General features: G+C 41.3%; 25 protein-coding genes and 1 tRNA gene. 10 read left to right on the top strand and 16 right to left on the bottom strand.

From position 1 onward, the window contains the following. Positions 1-23 precede the first annotated feature (23 nt). Together OCV39_RS19680 and OCV39_RS19675 are read right to left on the bottom strand one after the other, a co-directional pair. Positions 24-497 carry an FKBP-type peptidyl-prolyl cis-trans isomerase gene (locus OCV39_RS19680; RefSeq protein WP_113797924.1) on the bottom strand — a complete coding sequence of 158 codons (474 nt, stop codon included), beginning with the start codon at positions 495-497 and terminating at the stop codon, positions 24-26. 17 nt (positions 498-514) lie between these two features. After that, positions 515-1,141, bottom strand: a complete 627-nt coding sequence (locus OCV39_RS19675) for a thioredoxin domain-containing protein (RefSeq protein ID WP_261889787.1) — start codon at positions 1,139-1,141, stop codon at positions 515-517. Positions 1,142-1,380: 239 nt separating this feature from the next. Between OCV39_RS19675 and OCV39_RS19670 the strand changes: the two genes are divergently transcribed. Continuing rightward, on the top strand, positions 1,381-1,986 hold the full coding sequence (locus tag OCV39_RS19670) for an OmpA family protein (protein WP_029203285.1): 606 nt from the start codon (positions 1,381-1,383) through the stop codon (positions 1,984-1,986). 153 nt (positions 1,987-2,139) lie between these two features. On the opposite strand, the gene OCV39_RS19665 is transcribed toward OCV39_RS19670, so the two are convergent. Both OCV39_RS19665 and norR read right to left on the bottom strand, forming a co-directional pair. Next, positions 2,140-2,499 (bottom strand): glutaredoxin family protein, encoded by a 360-nt coding sequence (locus OCV39_RS19665; protein WP_261889786.1) that lies wholly within the window; start codon positions 2,497-2,499, stop codon positions 2,140-2,142. 104 nt (positions 2,500-2,603) lie between these two features. Further along, a complete protein-coding gene (gene norR / locus OCV39_RS19660; protein WP_017051858.1) occupies positions 2,604-4,187 on the bottom strand; it encodes a nitric oxide reductase transcriptional regulator NorR in 1,584 nt (527 codons plus the stop codon). A 359-nt stretch (positions 4,188-4,546) separates the two neighbouring features. Here norR and hmpA point away from each other — a divergent pair, with 359 nt between their 5' ends. Together hmpA and OCV39_RS19650 are read left to right on the top strand one after the other, a co-directional pair. After that, positions 4,547-5,743 carry an NO-inducible flavohemoprotein gene (gene hmpA, locus OCV39_RS19655; RefSeq protein WP_261889785.1) on the top strand — a complete coding sequence of 399 codons (1,197 nt, stop codon included), beginning with the start codon at positions 4,547-4,549 and terminating at the stop codon, positions 5,741-5,743. 380 nt (positions 5,744-6,123) lie between these two features. After that, positions 6,124-6,909 carry a helix-turn-helix domain-containing protein gene (locus tag OCV39_RS19650; RefSeq protein ID WP_113799681.1) on the top strand — a complete coding sequence of 262 codons (786 nt, stop codon included), beginning with the start codon at positions 6,124-6,126 and terminating at the stop codon, positions 6,907-6,909. Between the two features lie 79 nt (positions 6,910-6,988). Here OCV39_RS19650 and OCV39_RS19645 read toward each other — a convergent pair whose 3' ends face one another. The 10 genes from OCV39_RS19645 to OCV39_RS19600 all read right to left on the bottom strand — a co-directional run bounded on the left by OCV39_RS19645 (position 6,989) and on the right by OCV39_RS19600 (position 19,674). Next, the gene (locus tag OCV39_RS19645; protein ID WP_113799679.1) at positions 6,989-7,969 is read right to left on the bottom strand and encodes an ABC transporter ATP-binding protein; all 981 of its coding nucleotides are present in this window, start codon (positions 7,967-7,969) and stop codon (positions 6,989-6,991) included. Further along, positions 7,969-8,955, bottom strand: coding sequence for an ABC transporter ATP-binding protein (locus OCV39_RS19640; RefSeq protein WP_261889784.1), 987 nt, complete (start codon positions 8,953-8,955; stop codon positions 7,969-7,971). Before OCV39_RS19640 ends, OCV39_RS19645 begins: the two co-directional genes overlap by 1 nt. Positions 8,956-8,972: 17 nt before the next feature. After that, positions 8,973-10,775 carry an extracellular solute-binding protein gene (locus OCV39_RS19635; RefSeq protein ID WP_261889783.1) on the bottom strand — a complete coding sequence of 601 codons (1,803 nt, stop codon included), beginning with the start codon at positions 10,773-10,775 and terminating at the stop codon, positions 8,973-8,975. A gap of 52 nt (positions 10,776-10,827) precedes the next feature. Further along, positions 10,828-11,871: an ABC transporter permease gene (locus OCV39_RS19630; protein ID WP_261889782.1), complete on the bottom strand. Its 1,044-nt coding sequence runs from the start codon at positions 11,869-11,871 to the stop codon at positions 10,828-10,830. Positions 11,872-11,874: 3 nt separating this feature from the next. Continuing rightward, the gene (locus tag OCV39_RS19625) at positions 11,875-12,894 is read right to left on the bottom strand and encodes an ABC transporter permease subunit (RefSeq protein ID WP_029203283.1); all 1,020 of its coding nucleotides are present in this window, start codon (positions 12,892-12,894) and stop codon (positions 11,875-11,877) included. Between the two features lie 94 nt (positions 12,895-12,988). Next, on the bottom strand, positions 12,989-16,867 hold the full coding sequence (locus OCV39_RS19620) for a zinc-dependent metalloprotease (protein WP_136995699.1): 3,879 nt from the start codon (positions 16,865-16,867) through the stop codon (positions 12,989-12,991). A gap of 19 nt (positions 16,868-16,886) precedes the next feature. Continuing rightward, a complete protein-coding gene (locus tag OCV39_RS19615; protein ID WP_017051849.1) occupies positions 16,887-17,714 on the bottom strand; it encodes a hypothetical protein in 828 nt (275 codons plus the stop codon). A 545-nt stretch (positions 17,715-18,259) separates the two neighbouring features. Beyond that, positions 18,260-18,823, bottom strand: a complete 564-nt coding sequence (locus OCV39_RS19610; protein ID WP_017051848.1) for a hypothetical protein — start codon at positions 18,821-18,823, stop codon at positions 18,260-18,262. Further along, entirely contained in the window at positions 18,816-19,355 is a 540-nt protein-coding gene (locus OCV39_RS19605) for a YaeQ family protein (RefSeq protein WP_171757412.1), read from the bottom strand. The genes OCV39_RS19610 and OCV39_RS19605 overlap by 8 nt, the downstream gene beginning before the upstream one ends. A 109-nt stretch (positions 19,356-19,464) precedes the next feature. Beyond that, positions 19,465-19,674: a cold-shock protein gene (locus OCV39_RS19600; RefSeq protein ID WP_017051846.1), complete on the bottom strand. Its 210-nt coding sequence runs from the start codon at positions 19,672-19,674 to the stop codon at positions 19,465-19,467. Between the two features lie 384 nt (positions 19,675-20,058). On the opposite strand from OCV39_RS19600, the gene OCV39_RS19595 reads away from it, so the two are divergent. Beyond that, a complete protein-coding gene (locus OCV39_RS19595) occupies positions 20,059-20,286 on the top strand; it encodes an alternative ribosome-rescue factor A (RefSeq protein ID WP_017051845.1) in 228 nt (75 codons plus the stop codon). A gap of 95 nt (positions 20,287-20,381) precedes the next feature. Here OCV39_RS19595 and OCV39_RS19590 read toward each other — a convergent pair whose 3' ends face one another. Then, positions 20,382-21,545, bottom strand: a complete 1,164-nt coding sequence (locus OCV39_RS19590) for a threonine/serine exporter family protein (protein ID WP_029203281.1) — start codon at positions 21,543-21,545, stop codon at positions 20,382-20,384. Positions 21,546-21,814: 269 nt separating this feature from the next. Here OCV39_RS19590 and OCV39_RS19585 point away from each other — a divergent pair, with 269 nt between their 5' ends. Continuing rightward, positions 21,815-23,233 carry a transporter substrate-binding domain-containing diguanylate cyclase gene (locus OCV39_RS19585; RefSeq protein ID WP_261889781.1) on the top strand — a complete coding sequence of 473 codons (1,419 nt, stop codon included), beginning with the start codon at positions 21,815-21,817 and terminating at the stop codon, positions 23,231-23,233. 106 nt (positions 23,234-23,339) lie between these two features. Beyond that, positions 23,340-23,414, top strand: a tRNA-Gly gene (locus OCV39_RS19580). 215 nt (positions 23,415-23,629) lie between these two features. Here OCV39_RS19580 and OCV39_RS19575 read toward each other — a convergent pair. Beyond that, positions 23,630-23,899 carry a helix-turn-helix domain-containing protein gene (locus OCV39_RS19575; RefSeq protein ID WP_390903259.1) on the bottom strand — a complete coding sequence of 90 codons (270 nt, stop codon included), beginning with the start codon at positions 23,897-23,899 and terminating at the stop codon, positions 23,630-23,632. A 76-nt stretch (positions 23,900-23,975) separates the two neighbouring features. On the opposite strand from OCV39_RS19575, the gene OCV39_RS19570 reads away from it, so the two are divergent. From OCV39_RS19570 to OCV39_RS19555, 4 genes are all read left to right on the top strand, one after another. After that, entirely contained in the window at positions 23,976-24,188 is a 213-nt protein-coding gene (locus OCV39_RS19570; RefSeq protein ID WP_017051841.1) for a hypothetical protein, read from the top strand. Between the two features lie 9 nt (positions 24,189-24,197). Next, positions 24,198-25,376 (top strand): site-specific integrase, encoded by a 1,179-nt coding sequence (locus tag OCV39_RS19565; RefSeq protein WP_261889780.1) that lies wholly within the window; start codon positions 24,198-24,200, stop codon positions 25,374-25,376. Beyond that, the gene (locus OCV39_RS19560) at positions 25,373-25,684 is read left to right on the top strand and encodes a hypothetical protein (protein ID WP_136996008.1); all 312 of its coding nucleotides are present in this window, start codon (positions 25,373-25,375) and stop codon (positions 25,682-25,684) included. Before OCV39_RS19565 ends, OCV39_RS19560 begins: the two co-directional genes overlap by 4 nt. A 76-nt stretch (positions 25,685-25,760) precedes the next feature. Further along, on the top strand, positions 25,761-26,171 hold the full coding sequence (locus tag OCV39_RS19555) for a recombinase family protein (protein WP_261889779.1): 411 nt from the start codon (positions 25,761-25,763) through the stop codon (positions 26,169-26,171). Positions 26,172-26,193 lie beyond the last annotated feature (22 nt).

The raw sequence follows: 26,193 nt of genomic DNA, 5'->3' as shown, positions 1-26,193 counted from the left end.
CTATGGAACTAAGCTCGTGCTGATTATTGAATCTCAAGCAGTTCAATATCGAAGATAAGTACCGTTGCTGGCGGAATTGGGCCAGAACCACTTTTTCCGTAGCCTAAGGTGCTTGGTACAAACAGGCGAATCTTTTCACCTTCAACCATATACTGCACACCCTCTGTCCAGCCTTTAATGACTTGATTAAGACCAAATGCGATTGGCTCATTTCGTTCTACAGAGCTATCAAAGACAGTACCATCCATTAGGGTGCCATGATAATGCACTTTCACGCGGCTTTTAGCTGTTGGGTGCTCAGTTCCAGTACCTTCTTGTAACACTTGGTATTGCAGGCCACTTTCCGTTGTGATTACCCCTTCTTTCTTTCCATTTTCTACCAAGAAATCTTGGCCAATTTGAAAGTTGATATCAGCAGCTTTGTGATTATTCCATGTGCGATAAATAAAGAATCCAGCAAGTAGGAAAATGATAATTGGGAATACAAACTTAGTCATAATGATGTCCTTAACTATTATGGTTGAGTCAGAAGGTAAGAGATGGTGTGAGAGATAGCTTCAATGTTGTCATGTCCAGCGGTCAATACTTGGTACTTTCCTTTAACAATAAAAGTTGGTACAGAATTGATTTCGCCAGCAACCGATACGTGTTGAGCTTTTTCTAAGTAAGTAAATAGCGTGGCCTGTTGCTCTTTATTTAGTTGGTAAGGGCTTACAAGATCACGAGTTTTGAAGGCATTTTCAATAGCGGCTTGACGCTCTGTATTTGTCGAACCTTCACCCATTTGTACGGCTGCAAAGAGTTCATCCATAAATGCGTGATCAGGTGTGGTGTCTAACTGCATAACGGCGGTGTAGTAGATCATTGCTGCAATTTGAGCATTCTCATTAAAAGTAACATGTAGCTTATCAACTTTTTGAGAAGTCAAAGATTCTATCTGAGGTATAAAGTTTTCCATTTTACGGCAGTGTCCGCAGGAAAGGGAGAATACTTCAGTTAAAGGGGCGACATCATAGCTGCTAACATCATTTGGAAGTCTTTGAAATTGAGAACCTTCTTGAGGGACACTGTTTTCTGAGCAGCCAAGTAATAATAAGCTAGCAAGAACAAGTGCTGACAATCTTGAGATTAATTTAAACATAGGATTCTTTTTAAAAAATATGATGCTTGGATTTTACCTACTAAGTCATTAGATCGATACTGGTTTTTTTGTAACTTGTTGCAAATGACGGCCTATTTTGTCATCTAAGAACGTTTGATTCGATCGGTTTAGAAACGTGATAAAAACGAACTAAGTAGCAAAAAAATGCTTAAAGTTTTACCGCTGTGGTCGATATATAAATAAGTCATTCATAGAGCTGAATTGGAATGTGGTGCATTATGAAATACATAGCTGTCTTTTTAGGTATTCTCTTATCAGGATGCAGTAGCATGCCAACCATGTATGGCGGATTACTGGATGCTGCGCCTCAACACGATGGAGAGTTGCTATACCCTGATCGGGGAGTGGTTTCGCCTACGAAAAAGAAACACACAGTAGGTGGCCCACAAGGTCAACAGCGTCCATCTGCCTACAGTTCATTAGAGAGCTTCTTAGCGACTCGTGGTATTGATTACGAAGTCCTTCCTGGTAACTACGTGATGGTTCGACTAAAAAACCGTATTCAGTTTGAATCGGGCTCTGCAACGGTTTCAAGTTACTCAGAGCAGTGGCTAAATGAGTTGGGAAGCTATTTAGCACGTCAACCAGGAATTGATATTGTTATTGATGGACATGCTGACAATACTGGGAGCAATAGATTAAACGATGGGCTTTCAGAGTCGCGAGCTAAGCAGGTGAAGCTGTCTTTGATGAAGCAAAAAGTCGCCATGAATTCAATTTACACCCGTGGCTATGGTGAATATGTACCAGCGTGCTCAAACCAATCTAAAGTGGGCAAAGCGTGTAATCGAAGAGTTGAATTGATGCTGATCGTTGCGAATTAGTAATGCTGATCCACTATTCCTTCCTAAAAAATATCCAAAAAAGCCAAAGAATTCAAAAAGCCCCTAAACGTCAGTCTAGGGGCTTTTTACTGAGTGGTTAATGAGTGTTTCGATTGAATGCTTTACTGTCTGCCGATGCACGAACTCTACGACTTAAGCAAACTCTTTCTCAAGGTAAGCAATGATGTCTGAAGATTCATACATCCATTGAGTTTCACCATTACTTTCAATACGAAGACAAGGCACTTTCACGCGGCCACCACCCTCTAACAACGCTTGCTTATGTGCATCATCATTCTTTGCATCACGAAGGTCAATATTGATAGATTGGCGTTTCATTGCACGACGAACTTTTACACAAAAAGGGCAAGCTTCAAATTGGTACAGTGATAACCCTTGAGCTTTGGCATCAAGTTGTTTTTGAGCTTCTGGATCTCGCTTCATTCCTTTTGGTGTGAAAACTAAATTGAGTACCAGAATAATTCTGCCTAGAAACCAACGGATAAACTTCATAATTACCTTTACCTAGTTTAAATACATATTGCATACAATTTGGCAACATTGTACCAGTCTTACTTTATCAACAAAACTATTTATATATGTTTCAGCATCATGATCTATAAACGTTCTATCTTGTGCGTTTTAGATAGGTTAAGCCCCAAACGTTTTGCGAGTCGGGTGAGGTTGGCTCGATCGGTTTGTAATTGTCTTGCTGCCTGTGCCCAGTTGTAATTGGCTTGCTCTAAAGCAGCGATGATAATGTGACGCTGAAACTCATCTGTCACCTCTCTCAATCCTTGTGATAAGTCTACTTCCGGCTGAGTGGGTGAGCTATCAACATGCGTCGGTTTGGTCATGACTTCATCAAAGTGACCACAATCATCGGCATTAATGACCGTTACTTTCTTGTTATAGTGCCTTGCTTTAGCTTTTAAAGCCGCTCGGTTTATGACGTGTTCAAGTTCACGCACGTTTCCGGGCCATGAATAACTCATAAGATGAGGCAGTACTGCGGGGCCAAATTTGATCTGCGCAATTCCAAGTTTTCGTCTCGCTTGCTCTAAAAAGAAACCAGCTAAAAGGGTAATATCACCATCGCGCTCACGAAGCGGGGGGATGGCAATAGGGTAGACACTTAAGCGATGGTATAAGTCCGCTCTAAATCGGCCTTGTTCGACCTCTTTCTTGAGATCTCGATTGGTGGCGGCAAGCACACGGACATCAATCGTTTGGATGTTATCTTGGCCAACCGGTTGGATCTCGTTATTTTGCAATGCTCGCAGAAGTTTGCTCTGTGCAGCAAGGGGCAGTTCACCTATTTCATCGAGGAAAAGAGTCCCGCCATCAGCTAATGCAAACTTTCCTTGGCGATTTTTGTCAGCCCCAGTAAATGCGCCACGGACATGGCCGAACAATTCACTTTCTACTAAATTTTCTGGCAAAGCTGCGCAGTTTACATAGACCAGAGGTTTGCGTTTTCTTTGTGACTGGTGATGAAGGGTTCTTGCGACAAGCTCTTTACCGACTCCCGTTTCACCATGGATCAAGATATTGAAATGGGAAGGCGCGACGACTTCGATATCATTTTTCAACGCCACCATACTTGAACTGTGGCCAATCATTTCACCGCCATCTCTTTCCCACGCTTCTTCGTTAAGCTCTTCTAGAAGTTGGCGAGATTGCTTTGCTTGTGTTTCAAGCTGGGAGAACGTGAAGGCCATTTTTACAGTTGAAGCGGCAATGGCAGAAAGGACTTCTAGACTGCGCGCAGGGATAGCATTGAAAACATCAGGAGTGAGGCTATCGAGAGTCAAAACGCCCAGCAGTTTATCACTGAAGATAAGCGGCAGTCCCATACACGCATGCATGGGAAGATCGCCGTCATGATCAATAAGAAGACCATCAAATGGATCGGGAAGTGGGCTGTCTGAATCAAAAATGATCGGTGTTTTTGATTCGCATATTTCATTAAAGCGAGGGTGTTCACTGATGGCAAAGTGGCGACCCAATGTGTCTCTGCTGAGGCCCTGCATGGCCAATGGGACGAGGTAATCACCTTGTAATGAAAGGAGAGCAACACAGTCACAATGAATTGTTTTACGTATAGCATCGATAAGCTTGTTAAACCTATCTTGATCATTTAAGCCGCTTGCTAAACCTATGGTCATTTCCATCAGCGTGGATGCTGTAATATCTTGCATGTTAATCATTCTCAAAAAGACATTTTGCTATAGTAGTGTCATTTCGACTCAAATGAAAGCGGTCATCTTGACTTGTTTTTCTTTAATTTGGCGGCTAAACACAAGTAGATAAAGGTTTTTTGTTATTGGCACTGAAAATGCAATGTGGGGATAACGAAGTGATAATGATTCTTCGTTAATAACAGAGTGAAGAAAATTCACCGTTAAGTGTTCACTAACACTAAATCTAAAGTCCGCCTCAAATCGAGTTCACATTGAACAATGTAACCGTTTTGGGCTTGTTTTAATTCTAACTTTCACTTGCTCAACAGGTGAAGTTCGGTGTGGCGAAGCCATATACCCCAAAGATGGAGCATTTCATGCTTAATGAACAACATATCAATATTATTAAGAGTACCATTCCACTGCTTGAAAACGCAGGACCTGCATTAACGCAACATTTCTATCAGCGCATGTTTTCTCACAACCCTGAGTTGAAAGATATTTTTAACATGACTCACCAAAAAACAGGCCGTCAAGGCGTCGCTCTGTTTGAAGCGATTGCGGCATACGCAAAAAATATCGATAACCTAGCGGCATTAACGTCTGCGGTAGAAAGAATCGCGCAAAAGCACACGAGTTTCAATATTCAGCCTGAGCACTATCAAATAGTAGGCCATCACTTAATTGAAACATTGCGAGAGCTAGCGACTGAGGCATTCACGCAAGAAGTCGAAGAGGCATGGACAGCTGCATACCTATTTTTGGCACAAATCTTTATTGATAGAGAAGGGGAGCTATACCTTCAGCGCAAACAAGCGATTGGCGGTTGGTCTGCTGCTCGTGAGTTTATTGTGAAAGATAAAACGATGGAATCACAGCTCGTGACCAGTTTTGTATTTGAGCCCAAAGATAACAACACAGTGTTGGATTTTCACCCTGGTCAATATATTGGTATTGAAGTGAAGCCAGAAAACGGTCATTACAAGGAAATACGCCAATATTCACTATCACAAAAACCGAACGGAAAGACCTACCGTATTTCAGTTAAGCGTGAAGGTGTTAACACTGACAATGTTGGATTAGTGTCTAATCATTTACACGATAACGTTGAAGTCGGAGATAGTGTAAAGCTTTATGCTCCAGCGGGTGATTTTTACTATGTGGAACGTGAGAAACCAGTCGTTTTGATTTCTGCTGGTGTAGGCGTGACGCCAATGCAGGCCATGCTACAGAGCTTATCTGGCGTTGAAGATAAACAAGTGACATATTTACATGCTTGTGAGACTCAAGAACAGCATTCCTTTATCGAAGAAGTGAATGATCTGATTTCAATCAATGGTTGGAATCAAAAGACATGGTACCGCTGTAGTCATGAGAAAATAGCCGCGAGTCACCAACATTTTGGTGAGATGAATCTTGACTCGATTACGAGTGAATTGCCGTTGGATAATGGTGATTTCTATGTCTGCGGCCCTGTACCATTTATGGATTTTGTTGTTAAGCAGCTTGATGAATTAAACGTGCCACGTGAGCGAGTACATTATGAAGTGTTTGGGCCTCATGCAAACTTGTAAATATGGGTTGAGTCTAACGCCTTATTGATAAACCAGTAATGAATAAATTGAGTCACATGAAAAGTTAAGCCGTGTGACTCACCTTCATTGGCGGCTCTTTATTTCTACTTTGCATCCAGCTGTAGATACCGCAAGTGAATGGATGTGACTGGTCCACACTAAAACCTTTGGGGCCGATTGAAGAGTTACTGCATACACTATGTAATATTAACTGTTAAATAACTTATTGATTAGTAAACTTTCATTACCACCTTCCTTTCTGTTGAATACGAGTAATTAATAGCCGAGTGGCAGCATTTTATAAGAAATAGGTTGCTAAAAGTTATAACTTATATACAAATACTATGATTCATTGAACAATGACGTAGGAGTTCAGCAGGATGCGGACGGCAAATTCAGAGTATTTATTAGCGGCGTTAAGAAGTGTGATTAAAGCGAAAGGGCGAACTTACCGTGATCTTGCCGATCGCGTTGGGGTTCCACTTTCAACATTTAAACGTCACTTATACAGCCCAAACATCACTCTGGATCGCTTGTTGGATTACTGTCGTGAAACGGACACTACGCTTGATGAATTGCAGAAAATTGCCGTTAAATTGCAGCATGATAACGAAAGTTTTTTTAATCATACGCAAGATGAAGTTTTCTATAAATTCCCACACTTATATGACTTTTATCGAGAGCTGAGACACATAAGGCATCGCGATAGCCATGATTATATGAAAGAGAAACATGGGCTAGATGTCGCTTCAACCTATGCTTACTCTCGTGCACTTGAAATGCTGGGTTTGGTGAAGCTAACCGATGAAAATAAGATTCAATTAAATGGCCCATTTTACTATCGCTTTTCTAACGACTCCAAATTGAGTGCGAAGTATAAAACCATTCTAAAATCTCAGGCGTTGGAAAGCCCTAACTGTGTTCGTGTTGGTTTTTCTCGGATGAATTTGAAAGAGCCTCAGATTGAAGCGTTGAACAAGCTTCTTACTCAAGAAGTACTAAAGTATCATTCTGAGAATATGAAGGAAGAGCAAGATGGTGAAATGCGCAATGTATTGTTGTGTGTCGCCCCTCATGAAACATTGAACTTTTCAGAAGGCATTCAGCCACTACCAAATACATTTCTAAAACAGATCAAAGATGAGATAGCTAAATTAGAAGGTTAACTGCGTTTTTTTAGAGTTCGCGCATCGTACACAGAGAAAACAAACATGCGGCTTCCCCTGTATACGCGTTGTTCTTCTGTTATATCGCTATTCTTTCGACTTCCAAATGACAAGCAACACTATGATTAGAAGATCTCACTTTGAGATCAGGGTAGTGCTCCAGACATTCAGGTGTTGAAAATCGGCATCTTGACGCAAAGTGGCAACCTTCTGGTGGTGAGATCGGAGAGGGGACATCGCCTTTTAAAAGCTCTCTCTTTCCCCTTAATTTCGGGTCTGGAAGTGGAATCGCTGAAATCAAAGCGCGTGTATAAGGGTGTTGTGGGTTAGCAAAGAGTGATTGTGTATCGCTCATTTCGACCACCTTTCCTAAGTACATCACAGCAATATTATCTGAAATATGACGAACAACAGAAAGATCATGTGCGATGAATACCAACGCTAGATTCATGGTTTTTTGTAGTTCTAATAACAAGTTAATAATTTGAGATTGAACAGAAACATCAAGTGCAGATACGGCTTCATCGCAAATAATTAATTTTGGATTGAGAGCGATGGCTCTTGCAATACCGATCCTTTGCCTTTGACCACCTGAAAACTCATGAGGGTAGCGACTCTCTGCGGATTCAGGTAACCCGACTTTAACCAATAGGTCTCGTACTTTTTGTTTCCGTTCTTGTTTGGTACCAATGTTATGTATTTCAAATGGTTCCTCTAAAATACTCCCCACTGTATGACGGCTATTTAAGCTTTCCATTGGGTCCTGGAAAATGATCTGCATTTCTTTACGAAGTGACACCATCTGTTTCTGAGTGAAGTGTGTTATATCCTGACCGCGATAGATTATTTGACCAGAAGTTGGTTCGTGTAGTTTAAGTAAAGATCGGCCGAGAGAGCTTTTCCCACAACCAGATTCACCAACTAATCCAAGGGTTTCTCCTGCTTTAACAGCAAAAGAAACACCATCAACCGCATATACGTACTGAGTTTTTGTGAATAACCCGCCTCGAAGCGCGTAATGCTGCTTTAAATTCAAGACTTCCAAAATAGTTTTAGCCACTATTTATCCTCCGAAATGAGAAAACAGCTGACAGCATGCTCGTCACTGACTGGTGTGAGAGTTGGCACTGATTCAGCACAACGTGATGTTTGGTATTGGCAGCGGTTTCTAAATCGACAGCCAGAAGGCATATCATTTAAACTCGGAACTGAACCTGGAATAGTGCCTAAAATGGATTTTGGGGTACCGTCTATTCTTGGGATGGACTGTAAGAGACCTTGTGTATAGGGGTGCTTCGGTGATTCAAATAGAGTGAATACGTCAGCCTTCTCCACCACATGCCCAGCATACATGACGACAACTTCATCACAGCTTTCGGCTACGACGCCCATATCGTGGGTAATAAGGATGATCGCCATGTTGCTCTGCTCTTGCATTTTTGCCATAAGGTCAAGAATTTGAGCTTGGACTGTGACATCGAGAGCGGTTGTCGGTTCATCGGCAATCAGTATTTCAGGCTCGCAGGCAAGGGCCATAGCTATCATGACTCGTTGACGCATCCCACCAGATAGTTCATGCGGATAAACATTAATGCGCTCTTCAGCCGCTGGGATACCAACTCGTTTCAGCATATCAATCGCGGCAGATTTTTGCTCAGAGGCTGAAAGGTCAGGGCGGTGAAGTTCATAGGCTTCGCACAGTTGCTTGCCAATCGTATGTACTGGATTTAATGCGGTCATTGGGTCTTGAAAGATCATTGAGATCTCATTGCCACGGGTTTTATACAGAGCTTCTGGTAACATTTTGACTAAGTCAGTACCTTTGTACTCAATTTGACCAGATGTGACTTTTCCGTAAGGGTGAGGCAGAAGTCCCATGATCGATGCCGCCGTCACGCTCTTTCCGCAACCCGATTCGCCGACAATACCAATGGTTTTTCCTCTGGTTATATCAAAGGAAATACCATCGAGTACTTTTACTTCTCCGTCATCGGTTGTGAACGTCGTTTCCAGATTTCTTACCGATAAAATACAATCGTTATTCATATTGCTAATACAGTCCGTTATTGGTTGGCGAAACGATTTTCGATGCGAGTCACTGGTGGGAATGACTGTCCCGATTTAAGCGCTTTTTTCGTCGCTTTTTTCTCTTCTAAATCAATCCAGAAGAGTCCATACTCCATGCTTTTGGCATCAAGAATATCGCGAGATAGTGCCGTACCAATTGATTTTGGAAGTTTGACGTAACGCCAATGTGCTGCTCTTGAGAATGGGACAGAGTAGGTTGGTATGACACAATCACAATCCGCTATTTTCTGCTGGATAAGACGCGAAAGAGCGGCTTTTTCTTTTACATCGAACTCAGAATCATATGCTTCAATTAATTTATCCATCTCAGGGTTTGAATAATTGGTGAAGTTGTTGGTTTGTGGTTTTGCATTACTTGAATGGAAGTATTGCCAATAAACAGGAGTTGAGGGTGCCCCCATTCCTAAGAATGCTGCTTGATGTTTCTTCTCTAGTAAAGATTTAAAACCAGTCGCGCCATCGACTAACTTGAGTTCAATTTCTAAACCCGTTTTTCGAGCTTCTTCTTTTAGGACAATAACGCGTGGAGAGTGCATTTTTGACAGATAAGTCAGAGTAATACTTAAGCGTTCACCTTTGTCATTCATACGGATTCCATCTTTGTCTAGAGATGAGTAGCCCGCCATATCGAAGTACTTATCTGCAAGTTCTACGTCGAAAGGTTTTGCTTTAATTTGTTTGTTATCGTACTCACCGAAACCAGAGCCGAACCCTTGCTGGTGGCTATAATCCCCACGTAGCGCGATCTCAATCATTTTAGGAACGTTGAGTGAGTGAGCAATACCGCGACGAAGGTTTTTGTTGTTCATTTTATCAGCCGCAAGGTTAAGCCAAACGCCTGCTGCACCTTGTGGTGATTCGTTGAAGAACCACTCTTTTTCAATAAAGCCGCGTTCGTAGAGTTCACCTTTTGCTTTGTCATGCCAAATTGATGGGAAAACCATGTAATACGCATCAAGTTCTCCTTTCTCAAAATATTTGATTGAAATATCTGAGTCGCGAATCACTTTTAGGAGAATATTGTCGACGTTGTAACGGTGTTGATAATATTTGTTGCCGTATCCCCACCAGTTATCAACTTTTGACAACTTAACAAATTTCCCTTTTTTGATTTTGGATACTTTGTACGGGCCTGTAACGGGTTCTGCTTTCCAGTTGTAACGCTTAACAAAATCTTTAGTGATCCCTTTTGGATAAAAATGAGCAGGTTTAGGCAAAATATTTAAGCGCATCAGCAGTTCATCATTGGCTAAAGCATCGGCAGAATGAAGTGCGAATGTGGTCTTATCAAAAATGGTAATACTGGCGATTTTGTTCGTGTAATAGTCCTTGTACCAAGGCGCTCTTGTGTTATCACTTTTCATATAATCGAAAACGAAGCGGAAGTCTTCGCTGGTGACTGGCTTTCCATCTGTCCACCGAGCGGACTCATCGAGTTTGAAGTAGATGGTTTTTTGATCTTGACCAAATGCCCATTGTTTCGCGAGTGCTGGAATGTATTGACGTGTGTTGGGGTGCTTTTGAAGGAGTGATGGGTTTCCATCCATAATGAAAGCACGAAAGCTACCATTAGAGTCTGGCCCAACGGTGCGCATAGTGAGTGGAAAACTCGATAGATGAAGGCGATAAGTTCCACCTTGCTTCGCATTGTCATCAGCAAAGAGAGGTTGATCGTTATTTGTGATCCAGTTGAGGTCCGTCGGCAGATCTTGGGCGATGGCAAAACTTTGATATAAAAAGCTGAAAATCAGCAATAGTGTCATTGATATTTTGTTCATTTTAGCTCCAAAGCTATTTGAATAGGAGCGCAGCCTTGCGCTCATAGCATGATTAAATGTACCGAGTGTATTTCTTTGGGTCGAATGCCTCGCGAACACCTTCACCGATAAATGTCACCATAGTTAAAACTGAAACAATGGCAAACACCACTGAACTGATGATCCAATACGCATCAAGGTTTGATTTTCCTTGCTGAAGGAGATCGCCCCAACTTGGTGTCGGTGGCATGAGCCCTAAGCCTAAGTAATCTAATGCTGTTAATGTTGTGATATTGGCGACGATGCCAAAAGGGGCCAGCGTGACAATCATCACCATTGTGTTTGGTAAAATGTGTTTAACGATCACCCGTAGCATTCCCGCTCCCTGAGCTCTTGCTGCGGCGACGTACTCTCTCGCCTTTTCTTTATAAGTCATCGTTCTCATATACCAAGTGATACTTATCCAACCGAAAAGAACGTTGATGAGAACAAATAGGAAAAAGCTCGGTTTAATGATTGAAACCATAATCATGATGACATACAAGAATGGAACCATAGACCAGACTTCGATAATGCGCTGCATGATCAAGTCAAATCGCCCTCCCATATACCCCATCAAAGAACCAACAAGGACACCTATCGTGTAAGAGATGGTAAGTGTGAGCATTGCGAACCAAATGGCGATTCTAAAACCATAGATAAGGCGAGCTAATACATCTCGGCCAGATTGGTCTGTGCCGAAATAGTGCTTGTCTGCTAATGATGGTGCTGTCGGTGGGTAGTTGACACCATCAAAATCTTGCTCATAAGGATCCCAAGGGATAATGGGTAAAAGCACCCAATTCCCTTTATCTTCTGTTTTAAAGATAGACTGCAGTTCCCGATAATTAGCTTCGTAATCATAATCTTGACCTAAGATTCTACCGCTTACGACTCGGCTGTAGGTTGGGAAATACCACTCGCCATCATAAGAGACCATTAAGGCTTTATTGTTGACAAAAATCTCAGCGATTGAAGATAAAAGTACCAAGGCAGTTAAAATGATAAATGAGTAATAACTGCGTTTTATTGAACGAAATCGTTTTATTTTTTTCTTTGTTAGCGGATCAATTTGCATACATTAACGTCCAAATTTCACTCTTGGGTCTACTGCCGCCACACATAAGTCTGAAAGAATATTGCCAAACATAAGCAGTAGAGATGAAATGGTAAGAATGCCCATTACAACAGGGTAGTCTCGTTCAACGATCGATTCGTACCCAAGTAAGCCGATACCATCAATGTTGAAAACAACCTCAATGAGAAAGGAGCCTGCGACAAATACAGAAACAACATTACCAAGATGGCTCGCGATAGGGATCAAGCTGTTGCGAAGTGCATGTCTTCTTACGGCTTTGCTAAAAGGTAAGCCTTTTGCGATTGCAGTTTTTACGTAATCAGCGGCTAAATTTTCGAGTAAGTTGTTCTTCATTGTCATGGTTAAAATTGCGAAGTCACCGATGATGTAGCAAATCAGAGGGAGGAAAGCGTGTGAGAAAACATCAGCGATTTGTTGCATCGATTCTAATTCATCAAATTCATCACTGACAAACCCTCCCATCGGGAACCAACCTAAATGGAAAGCGAAGAAGGATATTAAGAACACGCCAACGACATAATTAGGCAGCGCGTAGCCAAGAAACACCATGACAGAACTGACATTGTCGAATTTAGAACCGTGTTTGATGGCTTTAAGAATTCCAAGGGGAATAGAGACAAGATAGCTGATCACAAATGTCCAGAATCCATAAAACATGGAGACAGGAAGTCGCTCTTTGATCATATCCCATACAGGCTCGTAATAGCGTGTCGATTCTCCGAGATCAAATTGAACGAGCTTGAGTAACCACTCGTGATACGCTTCTAAAATGGGTTTGTCTAAACCATAGAATGCATTCAGTTCGGCTATTTGTTCTTCTGATAAGGATTGCGAGCCTTGCTGTCCAGAGCTGCCTCCATCAATCGATTGGCTCTGCATTTGGGAAATCATACGCTCTACAGGCCCACCGGGAACAAATCGTGTGAGTGCAAAAACGAGCAAGGTAACCCCGATGAAGGTCGGAATAATTAAAAGCAATCGCCGGCTAAAATAGGCTAACAATTCAAACTCCTTTATTGAATTCTTATCGTACGGAACGAAGAGAAGACTGGCTCAAATCGAACCAGTCTTTGTCACATTACAGTTGGTTAACTACTTATAGAACAGGCAGTTGTTCTAGTGCGTAACGGTACTGAATGTAATCTCTTGATTGCCATAACCAGATTGTCTCAGGGTCAATATCGTAAAGTTCTGAGGTTTCTGGTGCTCTCTGTATTTCATTTTCAACAATGGTCGTGTATTGGGTTGCCCAGTCGAGCAGCGCTGGTAAATACGCGTCATCATCTTCATTAGCTTGGAGAGATTTCCATGCGGCATGAAGGTTGTCTTTACTGTTACAGCGTGTTGGTGTCTCTGTCACGGTAAAACACTTATTATCTTTATCTTCCGTGAACTTCGCCGGAACTCGAACAGGGAACCCTGACGCTCTGAATAAAGATTCAAAGTAAGAGGCATCTTTCAATAGTTGCACTGCCGCTGGATCTCTTAGCATAACGAGTGTGAAATCGTTAAGCGTTCTCACACCATTGGCTTTAAGGTTCCTTTTCGTTGAGTAATTAGTGTCATCAAGTTTAATTAAATCATCCTGTTTGCCATTAATTAGAAGGGCCTTTTCAGCCATGTTCTTAGCTAAACCGTTACGACGTGTCACGACATAGTTTCGAGTTTTTAGGCTGAACTCAACACTGCCGACGCTATCAACAGAAGAGCCTGGATCCGTTAGGGAAATATCATCAAGAAGATCTTGTGAACTATCCGCTAGACCGTACTCTTCTGCATCTCCAAATGCGACGAAGTTGTTTAAGAGTGCCGAGAATAGAGGAGTAACCGTATTATCTGAAAGCTGGAAGAACGATTTCAAATTGTATAAATACGGAGCTACATCGACAGCTCGTTTAATGTCAGGTCGGTAAGGCGTTACCGTTGTTGCTCTTTCACCATCTTTGTTCACGAAGATTGGATCTGGGAAAGAATCCATACCGTAGCCTAAGTAACCTAAGTATGTTTTGATTTTTTGTGGTGTGCCTTGAGTGCCACTTTGGATGCTTGAAACATCGAGTAGAGCGATATTCGACTTATCACGAGCACGACTATAATCACTACGTTTAACAAGCATCTGTGCTGCGACGAGTTTGTCTGCCCAAATACCGAACTGATCAACAGCAGTTGAAGAGTTGTTGTATGGGTTATTTGCTCGCATGTTCGCGTATGGGCGACCATCTCGAGTCTCAGATAAGACATCTATATTATCGCGGCTAGATTTCATGATATTGACGAGATCTTCATCGAAGCATGATTCAGGTAACGTCGTTTTATCCGGAATACTTGGGCCATAAGAGCTCCATAAATCGGATAGTGGTACGAAGCGGCTAATAACACCTGAGTTCGTTGATACATTGATTTCACAGACTTTATCTGGTGTGCTCATTACTTTAACTAAAAAGTCTGCTGCTAGCAGTGACGCATCAAATGTGTCACAAACCATTTTCGCACCTTCCGGAAGGTTTCGGCGAATGTAGCTGCGAGTACAGTTGTCGGTATAGTAGTTAGCAACGCTCTTACCATAACTGTCTTCTGAGCCGCTGAGTTTCGACAGTTGGTAATCGATATCACCTAATTCATCTACAACAGAACGGATTTGGTTGAACTCATACCATCGAGAATAAGCGTAGCGTTGGATTTCGTATTCATAAAACTGCTCTCGACCATCACGTTTGTTGACGAGATCATAGCTGTCCCAGTATTTCTGAATGCGGAATTCTGTTTGCTCAAGAATGTTTGAACCTTCATCGAAGCGGTTACAAGTGGTTGTGCTTCTCACGTTTTCATCAGTACAGAAATCAAATGTTTTCATTACGGCATTGGCGTCTGCCGTGGTTAAGTTCTCTTTAAACTGGTGAACAGAACCAAGCAGATAGGCATGCTCATCTTTTTCTAACTCGGTATCAATGGCATCTAGGCTGCCATATTTAGTCACTCTTACCTCAGAGACCGCACCAGTATCCGGATCGGTGACTTGCTCTTTGGTTGAATAAGCGAGCTCACGCCCATAGCCGAACCTAAGAGCGGCAATATCGTATTTTCCGTAGGTTGGGAGTTCATCAAAAATGGATGCACCATAATCCATCACTGAGCTGTGTGCTGGAACTTTGTCATAACCAAAGGCCGCCACTTCATCCTCTTGATAGAAGTTCTCTTTATCCACTGAACCCATGAAGTTGTGGCGTAGACCTAAGTTATGACCAAGTTCATGTACAAGGGTTGATTTGTACATGTGTTTTGAAATTTGATTTGTCACAATTTCTTGTTGATCAGAAGAGAGTTGGCTCCACTTCTTCAGTTTAGTATTAACTTTATTGGCATAATCAGCATCACTAGGCTCTAAATCTGAGTTATCGAAATAGCCGCCTTCAAGGTAGTCGATGCCTTTAATTAAGCCTTTAGACTTAGTACTAACCCACATGAACTCTTCTGAGTACATGTTTTGTTCAGCCATTTTTTCTAAATTAAACTGATGTTTTGCAATGTTTTTGCTAAAACTCGCCGCTGGCTGCTGGTTGGGTGTTAGCCATTGTGTGCGGCCATTGGAAAATTTCGGTTCGCTCTCTACTGCAATAGGAAGTGCAGTCGTTAGGGCCGTCGTTTGTTTTGCGACTAAGCTATCTTCAATACCAGCAAAGCCAGTGCTGATGGTTGAACTTGCGTCGACAGGAGCATCAGTTGCAGGTGGAACTGGAATGAAAGCATCAGGTCGGTCAATTTCACCACGGTTGTAGTGCATGGTTAACTGATTCCACATTCTACGAGAAGATGCACGGATCACGCCTGCATACTGATTGACATGAGCATGGACAATTTCACCGGTTAATGGGTTAGTCGCAGAAGGTCCATAACCTAATAAGCCGCTATCAACAGGGTCTGTAATCAGGTTGAAAACATTGTAACGAAGATCACCTGTATGGATACCCGCGGGTTCGTTTTCGTTCACGATTTTAATTGTTGGAACGCCGGTGTCTTTAAGTACTGTATTGATTTCATGGATCGTTTCAATGGTCGTTTGACGGAACATTTCGCTGCCGTTTTCAAAGTAGCTATCACTTAGATAGTACTCAATCTCCTTATTTGGGTTAAAACGGTTTAACAGGCGGAATTTTTGACCTTGTAAATTGTTTTCACCTGTTGCTGAACGTTCAACTTTTTCGTCATTAAAAAAGCCATAGCGTAGTGAATCACGTCCAGGGTATTGAACGGTTTTGTAGTCTTTACTTGAAAGAGTATCTAGCTTCACAAGGGAATAGAAAAAGCGAGTTTTGAATGAAAGGTTTTCTAGCTGGTTACCAAATTCGTAGATGTCATCAGCACTTGCAGTGAAAGTCCGTTCAACTTCAACATTGATTACGCCCGTTTCAGGATCATACTCCCAATGAGTAAGCTGTGGATCGGCAGTCTCTTCGACATCTGTTGAGGTGTACGCCGCATCCACAACGTCTACCGCGAGAGATTTGATATTGGCGTAATCAGGTGTGAAGTGAGACGCCTTTTTCCAATCAGTGTCGGCATCTTCGTTCAGCTCTTCTTTGTTAGTACACTCATCGAAATTATTTTCAGCACAACGATATTGTTCAAATGTACCTGGAATTTTTAGTACAGGTGCTTGGTTGATAACGTTCGTGTAGCGAGAGTCCACACCTTCGCGAATGGTATCGCGATCAACCTCTTCGGCAATGATACCGTTGGTTTTGTCAAAACGAAGTTTAACAAGCTTAGGAGTACCTTGGAAAAATCCTCTTTGGCTGGTCGCATAACGCGGAGTCGCGCCAGTAGAAGGCATGTAGAGCCAAAGGGCTTCAGTATCGAGTGATTGTGTTGTGATTTGCTCTTGAGCGCGAGGCACTGCTTCATAGCTACGCTCTTCTGCGCCACAACCATAGAGAGCGATGCTCACCATAGATGCGATGGCCAGTTTCTTAAACATATTAATTCCCTGTATATGGTTAATAGTTATAATTTAATGTGACGTAATAGGTTGGGTTTTTTAGATCAAACAACGTGTTGAGTGGGCTTGGTCCTCTATCCGGATCGTAATAAGTTGCGCTATTAGTCATACCAAGAGCGGAACTAAAGTTATCCGTGAATTGATAGCCGATCTCTTCTGCATGAGTTAACTTTGGCGAATAGGATGTGCCTCGGTAACTCCAAGAAGTTGAGCTAACAAAATTGACATTGAAGAACCAATCATTTACCGAGTAATCAATTGATAAAGCATTGCTCAATCGATATTCCTCTAATGGTAAACTTCCTACAGTTGTATATTTATGAAAGTTCTTTCGTAAACGAACTGCATCGCTTATTTGAAGTCCATCTAAAATATTATCTAAGGCAAATGTAAATTTAATATTGCCCCGGATTGCTGTTTGTAGATCGGTGTTTTTTGATAAGTCAGAAACTGGAATAAGAATACGAGAACCAACAGACATTGCTAAATAATCGGTTGGGTTCCATAAGTTATTCTTATTTACAGTTAACCAAATATCATCCCAATAATCACCGCGCGCACCATCATAACTGTGGTATCCAGAGAAATTAGCTGTAAAAGAAATATCTGGATTATAGTTATAGATGATGGACGCATTTGCAGATAGGTTACGATCAGCAAGGTGGTGGCTATCTTTGTAACCATTCTTGCTGTAATCAAGACCCACAGACAGCTCCCAAGTTTGTTCTTGTTCTTTTGTCTGCTCTGGTATTTGTGATTCTTCGGCATGAAGGACTGCTGAGGTTAAAGCAGATGCAATAACGCAACAGAGTATATTGAATCTCATGATTGCCCGTTCCCTGTGTAGATCTTCCTACTCGCTTACGCTTCATGCGTTGCGAAGTTGATTTATTGTTGCTTTTATTAATGACTGTGAATAATAGTCGAGCTTATTCATGCAACAAAACCATATTTATAAAGTATCACCAGACTGCATCATCGAGCTTATATAGTGAAACCATTAAATAGTGCAATAGTTTGACTTCTGCGGCAGTTTCTCGTCAATGTTGAAGCTTTCGGCTGGTTTGGTGTTAAATGTTGGGGTTTATAACTGTTATAGGGCTTTTGGCTGGTGTTTGAATCTGTAAGCCTGTTTGTATCAGTAAATGATACACAGAGTTCGCACTGAGGCAGACTATGTTGGAATGAAATTAGGCTAACAGTAATCTTGCAGCCTAATTAAATAAGATACACCAATGTAATTCTATTTTTAATATTAACACTTACTGATATAAGTAAGGAGATCGTCGAACTTGCGCTTTAATTAAAAAAGAATGTGAGCTAAATTTTTCTATAGTTCGTTATATATGCAAATAATATTATAATGCATATTTAATCACTTCTGTTGCCATTATATATACGACTGACGAAGGACTTAATTGAATGAAAAACGCTCCTACTTGGGTTGTAATGCTTATGTTGCTGTAAACCTTGATAGAACGTCTCCATAAACTGGCACCTTAGCCCTTCAATTGGTTTATATACGAGTGGGCTAAGAAGATTTGAAGTTTGCAATGCATGATCATTCGCATAGCTAAAATCCATATTTAGCCTTCCGAGTAGATAGATCCAAAGGTGAGTGATGAGCAATAATTCTTGCCCTTCTTTTGACGAAAACTTTTGAAGATGCTCAGAGCCCACAGTACTGCTAATTGCTTCAAGCATTGCAGAACTGGCAGAAGATTGAGTTTGAAGGCGTGAAGTCGCTTCAATTTGAGCTTTCGTTAAGACACCAAGGGCATGCTGAAGGGGTGAAGTTTCAGGTTTCCTCTCACAAACTTTTGTAAAAAGAGACTCATTGGCTTCACAAAGTAGCTGCAGCTCTTTTATTTGCGCAGATATGTTGCTGACGTTTAGTGCGCCAGCATTATCCAGTTCAGAGAGTAGGCTACTCATTATCTTGAAGATCTTCCCATGTTACTTCGGCCGCGCCTTTATCACTGTTAATAAATGCTGAATTTCCAGAAAGCATGACGGAAATGTCTAATGTGCGTTCAATCATTTTTGCCATATCAACGATACCAGCATTGTCAAAACGAGTAACATTAGCATCATATTGTGAAATCTTGCCTTTGTTCTGTTCCCACCAAACATTAGATTTTGTATTAAAGCTATATATTTTTACTGCTTTGGCTTGGCGAGTTGATTTCTTGATGCGTTCAGGATCGGGTTCGCCTACGTCAATCCATACGGCGGTTTGGCCGTCGAGTGTTTTCTCCCATAAATCAGGCTCCTCAACGCTTGATAATCCTTTAGTAAACTGTAGATCAGGAGATGCATTGAGGCAAAACGCAAGAACTCGTGCCATCATTCGCTCATCATTTTCAGATGGATGCTGAGCTATGGTCATGTTGAGCGAGTCGTAGTAGTCACGGTTCATATCGGTGAGTGATACGCGGAATTTGTAAATCGTCGGTTTTAGCGCCATGTGTTTGTCTTAATGAGAGAATAGAAGGGGATAGTACATGAAATCAGTGTTTAGCGGGCAAAAAAATAGCCAGCATATAGCCAGCTATTTAGAATAATTAGAGTACGAATTAAAGTACTTTAATGCTGTCAGCTTGAGGGCCTTTTTGACCTTGAGATACAGTGAACTCAACTTTCTGACCTTCGATTAGCGTTTTGAAACCGTCGCCAGTGATTGCAGAGAAGTGAGCGAAAACGTCTGGGCCGTTTTCTTGTTGAATGAAGCCGAAGCCTTTAGTTTCGTTGAACCATTTTACTGTACCAGTAACTGTGTTAGACATAGTTAAATCCTAAATATATTTATGTGTTTGGCCGATTATGGCGCCGATAGCGTGGAAAAGTAGCTGCTATTGCGTATAACACGGAGGTTGAGTTACAAGTAATCCAACGAAATGTATATAAACAAAAAACTTTCTTTCTAGCCGAGTCAAAGTCTAAATCAATTTACCTCTAAGTCAACGAAATAGTCTGGTTTTGAGTCGAGTTTTTTATCGTTACTTGCTCTTTGTCTCGTTTAGATTCATCTACTTATCTCAATGTTGCAATGGAATGACTGTTTTGTGACAAGCCAAAGTTTTTATTATATCGAGTTGAAATTTTGAGTTTGACACTTGCGTCTTTTTTAAGCAAAATTCGAACCGAAATATGACCGATGGAGGTTCATTTTGAAAAAGAAAAAAAGAGCGGAATTATATAACAGGCAGCAAGCGGTGATAGACCCTTCAAATCTTGAGGTTGAACATCAGCGAGGTGTTGTGAAAGACAATGCATTAAAAGCAATCGTAACGAGTAAATTGTTTACTGTAAGAGTTGTGAAAGCCAAAAAAGGGAAAGGCAGTTTTGTCAGGAAGGCTAAACATAGTGGCAAAGAGCCCTATTCAAAAGTAGCGTAATGTTATTTTCGAATAGGGCTTTTTTATTGAAGTTGATCGACTGTAATTACTTATTTGATCGTGTCTATAAAATAAAAAGGTGTTTTTGGCTTCGGCTACCGTTCTATTTTTGGTGAATATATAGAGTAAGCTGTGATTTGTCCGGCAACAATGGCAGAGAACATAAACAGTGCAGAGAGTCCGATACTTGGAATTGGCAGGATAGACTGCTCAAATACAGATTGACTTGCGCTCACCAAAACTCGGCTACCAGGGACAAGTATAATAATGCCTTGAACGATATAAATAGAACCTGTGAGGTCCATTTTTTTAGCAATCCAAGTGCCATATAGGGTGATCAATACTGTTGTAACCCAAGTTCCGACAATCCAACCGCTATCAAACCCTAAATAGAATGGCCCCCACATTCCTAGCACGGCCACTGGGAGTCCAAGAACAATATCTTTGGTTCTCGCATTAAAAATAATGCCAATACATATCGAAATAATCGGCAATCCTAAGACGTGCAACCAAGTTGGAACCGCATTGGTATAAGAGATTGATACGGCTTGTCCCCATATTGCTTCACCAATGTTTAGCCCCATGACGATACCAACAAACAATTTAATCAAGGAAAGCGCGCACTGTCCGAGCAAGCTGGTGCCAGATACTAAATCATTAAAAGCTAAACACTCTAAAGCATTGGCGATTGAAAGACCGGGAACAAACAGTACAACAGATGCAATACATAAAGCCCAAATGGGAATGGGTAAGCCTGTACTTGCCAAAAAGGCGACAAAAATCCCCGTCACTAGCGCGGCAATAAACTCAGCTGCAATAGCTCTTCTGGAGTGGCATATTTGCTGGCAAAGCCATACTAAGAAGCCCAGTACGATAGAAAAAGCTACGGCTTCCATCGTGCTACCTATTAGAAGTAAATAAGCAGGGGGGATCCCCATGTTAGCAAGTGCAATAATCCATTTAGGATAGCCTGTGGGTTCAGGAAGCGGCTCGTTACTTGGTGTATTGATCCGAATGATCGTATTTGCTAACAAACTCAAATTGATAGATGCAGGCTTTAGTCGTTTGAGAACCACGGCATTATTGTCATCTGGAAACTGGTAATTAATCGTTGTAGGTGTCGCCTGTATCATTACATCAACACCATGTTTTTTCGCATAATGCTGAGTGTATTTTTCTACCTTATAAGAGGCACAACCACTGCGGTGAAGTGTGTCGCCAATCTCCACGATTTTATTGATTCGATATTGGGAGGGCATGGTCATTTATGAGCTGGATAACAATGGCGCAAATGTAACAGAGCTAAAGCGTTAAAACGAGGAGTAGAATGATGCCCATGTCTAATTTTTGACTTTCAATATCAGAATTTGTCTAATGAGAGTATATTTAGCCGGATAAATAAATGGCGACTTGGATATTTTCAGTGATGTTATGGAAGATAACCATCTGATGTGCAAAACAATAAACAATAAACAATAAACAATAAACAATAATCCGTACTGTTAAATGACAAGGCATCAATAATATTATGAATAACACGACATGCCGATTCATCTTTTGGGCTATTTCAGGCATATTCTTTTCGTTTTCATCCGCAATCTATGCGCATGATCCTTCACAATCGGATTTACCTCCCCTTACTGTCAGTAACTCTAAAGCTTGGAAACCATTTTCATATTTAGACTCTAACGGAGACCCAAAAGGTATTCTTATTGATTTTTGGAAAGCCTATTCAAATAAAACAGGACGTCGAGTAGAGTTCGTTTTGACTGATTGGAGTCGATCTATCGAGCTGGTCAAAAATGGAGAGGTGGATATTCATGGCGGCCTTGCTTGGTCTGAACCAAGAGACAAATTCCTTGATTATGGCGATGAGTTTTTAACGGTTAACAGTCAAATCTTTCTTAAGCAAAGCTTATTGAAGCAAGGCGTTGATGCTTTTCTTGAAAACGGAGGCGGTAGAGGTGTCGGCGTTGTACGGGATGGCTTTTATGGCTATTACGTATCCCAACAATTTCCACAACTTAAATTAGTCGAATTTGATACAAACAGAGATTTGATGTACGCAGCTTTTGACGAAGAGGTCGATGCATTTATCACTGATCTTCAGGTGGCAAGTTTCTACACACATACCGCCAGCATGCCTTCAAAATATGCACCCGTGATGCACATACACTCAGTTCAACTTCGTCCTGCGGTTGCCGAAGGGAATCTTGAATTACTCGAATCGATAAACAACTCATATGGCTTATTAGGCATTGAAACAAAAGAGCAAATATTAAATCATTGGATGCATATAGAAACCGTTTATCCTCCTTATCTTTTTCCAGGTATTGCGGTGTTTATCATCGTGATGTCGAGTGTTTATATTGTTCAACTTCGAAAAACAGTTAGGGCTAGGACAGCCGAATTGGAATCCGCGAATGAGAACTTGTTAAGGATGACATATACAGATTCACTAACAGGAATCAGTAACCGCAGATATTTTATGCAACAGTTAGAGCAAATCGATAATACGGGTCAAAGTGCTGTGGTGATGGTTTTCGATATTGATAACTTTAAAGTGATTAATGATTCTTATGGCCATATGTGCGGTGATGAGGTGATAAAAGAAGTTGCAAGACGGAGCGGTAGCGGATTACCTGAAGGTACGTTATTTGCGAGAATCGGAGGAGAGGAGTTTGCCTTATACCTGAGGGGGATTGCGTGCAGTGACGCTGAAATAGTCGCTGACGCTTTGTGTCACAACGTTTTTCATATGCCGATCGAGGTTGAGAATGAAAACCTCAACATTAGTATCAGCGTTGGTTGTGCTTTCTATTCTTGTGCGCCGAAGGTAATTAATATCGATGCTGCTGATAAGTTGATGTATCAAGCGAAGCAAGAAGGGAAGAATCGCTACGTTCTAGAAATACGTAATCAAAGAAATAGTTACTATTTTGTCTAAAAAAACGACGTTACGAATAACAAATGCGCACTTAAACATAAATGTGAAAAAAAAGGTTTTCTTTTCAGTTAGATGTGGCATTATCTATCTCGTTCCAACGCGATGTGCGTGCATCGTATAATGGCTATTACCTCAGCCTTCCAAGCTGATGATGCGGGTTCGATTCCCGCTGCACGCTCCAATTGCTCCCTTCTGTTTTACAATCCAAAAAACCTTTCAAAAGAAACGCTTAGCTGCGTGTTTTTGTGTGTCTGGCGTATTATTTTTCCAATTTTTTCTTTTGTAAAAATCATCGGTGGCCATCTTGTGGCCAAAACGGTGGCTACTTTTGTTTTTGGTTAATATTGTGCTTAATGGAGCTGAAAACCCAAAATTCTCAGCCCAATATGAGAAAAACTAATCTGTTTCAATTTTTTGCCTTTCCAGTAACTCTCCAACTTCTATATTCAAGTACTCACAAAGACTATCTATTACATCAAGTTCTACACGTGTTGCAGTTTCATTATATAAGCGTGTAATTGTCCCTCTATTCACACCAGTATCCCTAGCAACATCCGCAATTTTAAGCCGCTTTTCTCCCATTATTTTAGAAAGGTGGCACTTCAACATGTTCTTCTCCTGCTTAAAATGTTCTGCTGTAGGTAAAAAATGGTTGTAAAAGGTCATTTTTATGCTACATTGTAATCTACAGGAGAACATTTAGTTCATTGGTAAGTTAATAATGTATATAGGAGATTGTACGATGGATAATACCTATCTGACAACCGCAGAACTTTCTGTGCGAATAAAATATGACGCGCGAGTTATTAGGGAACAACTTAAAGATTCTGTTTTATTTGAGGGGATTCATTACATTCGTCCATTTGGAGGAAGAAAAATTCTCTTTATATGGGAACGAGTCGAAGAAGAAATGCTAGTTGGCATTTCTAGCCAGTCATTGATCTTAGGGCAATAGGAGCTTGTTATGGGTGTACTCAATGTGCGAAATGGGAAATTAGTTTTGCAATTCAGATATAAAGGTCAGCGTTGTCGTGAACATACTCAATTGGTTAATAATGCGGTAAATACTAAGCGTTTAGAAAACTTACTTAAGCGCATTGAGGCAGAAATTGTACTTGATTCGTTCGACTATAAAAAATACTTCCCACAAAGTAAGGCCGCGAAACGATTTGAAGAGATAAAGCATCGTGAGGGTAGTGCTAAAGCTTACTTCGATGCCCCTGATTCTCCAAGGTTTGAAGAATTTGCTCAAACTTGGTTAGCTGAAATGAAAGTGGAATGGAGTAAAGGGCATTATGAAGATGTAGAAGGTGTTCTGAATAAGTATTTGCTCCCTACATTCGGGAATAAGAAGATCAGCGCCATCAATAAGGGGCAGATACTGCAATTTCGTTCCATCCTCGCCAAAGTACCGGGACGAAAAGGTAGCTTTCTTAGCCCATCACGCATTAATCACATCATGACACCCCTAAGGGTATTGCTTAATGAAGCCGCCGATCGGTATGACTTTACCTCACCGTGGAAGAATATCAAAGCCTTAAAAGTAGGGCGTACAGAAGTGGACCCATTTTCGGTTGCGGAAGTGAATCATTTCTTGAGCGAAGTCCCTGATAATTTTCGCAGCTATTACATTACCCGATTTTTTACAGGTCTTCGTACAGGTGAAATTGATGGGTTGATGTGGGATGACGTTGATTTGACCAACAAAACCATCACTGTTCGTCAAAGCTTAGTTAGGGGGGAATTGTCGGGATTAAAAACGGAGGGCTCATACCGAGTGATCAACCTGACTGATAGTGTGGTTGAGGCTTTAAAGATACACAAAAAAACGGCTTATTTAAAAGACAAATATGTGTTTACCAATGCGAAACGTAAACCATTGAATTATGCCGTCGTTTCACGGACCGTTTGGTATCCGACGCTTAAGAAAGCTAAATTGAGAAGCCGAAACCCATATCAAACACGGCATACGTTCGCCACACTCTTGCTGGCCTCTGGAGAATCACCAGAATGGATTGCGAATCAAATGGGGCATACGACAACTACCATGCTGTTTCGAGTGTACTCCCGTTATGTTCCGAACCTGACAAGGCAAGATGGAAGTGCATTTGCCGCATTTTTGAATAATGGAGGACAGTTATGAAGTATTCACCATTAGCCATTCACTGCACCAGTTTGTGTTTTGATGTGATGCAGCGTTCATCATTTAAAACCTTAACTCATCGCGATATTGACGAGTTCAAAGAGGATGTCTATGCACTGATATGTGAGAGAGCCAAGCTCATGCCGACTAAGCAGCAAAGAGAGCACCAGTTTGCTTCCCACGTTGCAGATGGTGTGATTAGTGTGCTCCATCAATGTTTAAATAATCCGTCGGCTCGCGACTCAATTTGGATCCTCGCTGCACTTGAATCTCGTATCGACACGTCGATTAAAACCATCATCCACTAATGCCCCAATAAACGGTGCGTACAACCCATGGCTTTGTGCGCACACTTTCCCCGCCATTCATTCTAAGTGTGCGCCCATGCAAAAAATCATCATTGTTTTGAATACAAACACCAATAGAAAGTCGATCAAGAAAAACATCCGGTTTGAACACGAACTTGTAGATGAGATAGAAGGGGTAAAGCCAAAAAATGTCAGTTTTTCAAGTTGGGTGAAACAAGCATGTCGCGAGAGAGTAGCTAATGAGACTATCGATGGTGATGTGTGCGCACAGCTTGAAAACGATGCGCGGCTAGATGTGCGCACACGAGCGAGTAATAATTCAAAATCCATTGATAGGATGAGTTCGTTTGAACTGATTAAACTCTGGGATGAGAAGGGCTTATTCCATCAACAAATTGCTGAAAAGTTGAATGAACTTGGGCGAGAGAGCCCAAATAGTAAAACATGGACTAGGGCGCTAGTGAGGCTGATACTTCATGATTGTTAAGTTAATCAATACTATTATTTGG

The organism is Vibrio cortegadensis (assembly GCF_024347395.1).
In the GTDB taxonomy this organism is placed as follows: Bacteria; Pseudomonadota; Gammaproteobacteria; order Enterobacterales; family Vibrionaceae; genus Vibrio; species Vibrio cortegadensis.
This window is presented reverse-complemented; position numbering and strand designations above follow the sequence as displayed.

Bases quoted from the DNA above. Each gene is read 5' to 3' on its own strand.
- OCV39_RS19575 (WP_390903259.1), bottom strand. From the start codon at position 23,899: ATGACCTTTTACAACCATTTTTTACCTACAGCAGAACATTTTAAGCAG.
- OCV39_RS19570 (WP_017051841.1), top strand. From the start codon at position 23,976: ATGGATAATACCTATCTGACAACCGCAGAACTTTCTGTGCGAATAAAA.
- hmpA (WP_261889785.1), top strand. From the start codon at position 4,547: ATGCTTAATGAACAACATATCAATATTATTAAGAGTACCATTCCACTG.
- OCV39_RS19620 (WP_136995699.1), bottom strand. From the start codon at position 16,867: ATGTTTAAGAAACTGGCCATCGCATCTATGGTGAGCATCGCTCTCTAT.
- OCV39_RS19635 (WP_261889783.1), bottom strand. From the start codon at position 10,775: ATGAACAAAATATCAATGACACTATTGCTGATTTTCAGCTTTTTATAT.
- OCV39_RS19565 (WP_261889780.1), top strand. From the start codon at position 24,198: ATGGGTGTACTCAATGTGCGAAATGGGAAATTAGTTTTGCAATTCAGA.
- OCV39_RS19615 (WP_017051849.1), bottom strand. From the start codon at position 17,714: ATGAGATTCAATATACTCTGTTGCGTTATTGCATCTGCTTTAACCTCA.
- OCV39_RS19650 (WP_113799681.1), top strand. From the start codon at position 6,124: ATGCGGACGGCAAATTCAGAGTATTTATTAGCGGCGTTAAGAAGTGTG.
- OCV39_RS19665 (WP_261889786.1), bottom strand. From the start codon at position 2,499: ATGAAGTTTATCCGTTGGTTTCTAGGCAGAATTATTCTGGTACTCAAT.
- OCV39_RS19680 (WP_113797924.1), bottom strand. From the start codon at position 497: ATGACTAAGTTTGTATTCCCAATTATCATTTTCCTACTTGCTGGATTC.
- OCV39_RS19585 (WP_261889781.1), top strand. From the start codon at position 21,815: ATGAATAACACGACATGCCGATTCATCTTTTGGGCTATTTCAGGCATA.
- OCV39_RS19560 (WP_136996008.1), top strand. From the start codon at position 25,373: ATGAAGTATTCACCATTAGCCATTCACTGCACCAGTTTGTGTTTTGAT.
- OCV39_RS19590 (WP_029203281.1), bottom strand. From the start codon at position 21,545: ATGCCCTCCCAATATCGAATCAATAAAATCGTGGAGATTGGCGACACA.
- norR (WP_017051858.1), bottom strand. From the start codon at position 4,187: ATGCAAGATATTACAGCATCCACGCTGATGGAAATGACCATAGGTTTA.
- OCV39_RS19610 (WP_017051848.1), bottom strand. From the start codon at position 18,823: ATGAGTAGCCTACTCTCTGAACTGGATAATGCTGGCGCACTAAACGTC.
- OCV39_RS19670 (WP_029203285.1), top strand. From the start codon at position 1,381: ATGAAATACATAGCTGTCTTTTTAGGTATTCTCTTATCAGGATGCAGT.
- OCV39_RS19600 (WP_017051846.1), bottom strand. From the start codon at position 19,674: ATGTCTAACACAGTTACTGGTACAGTAAAATGGTTCAACGAAACTAAA.
- OCV39_RS19630 (WP_261889782.1), bottom strand. From the start codon at position 11,871: ATGCAAATTGATCCGCTAACAAAGAAAAAAATAAAACGATTTCGTTCA.
- OCV39_RS19640 (WP_261889784.1), bottom strand. From the start codon at position 8,955: ATGAATAACGATTGTATTTTATCGGTAAGAAATCTGGAAACGACGTTC.
- OCV39_RS19555 (WP_261889779.1), top strand. From the start codon at position 25,761: ATGCAAAAAATCATCATTGTTTTGAATACAAACACCAATAGAAAGTCG.
- OCV39_RS19605 (WP_171757412.1), bottom strand. From the start codon at position 19,355: ATGGCGCTAAAACCGACGATTTACAAATTCCGCGTATCACTCACCGAT.
- OCV39_RS19675 (WP_261889787.1), bottom strand. From the start codon at position 1,141: ATGTTTAAATTAATCTCAAGATTGTCAGCACTTGTTCTTGCTAGCTTA.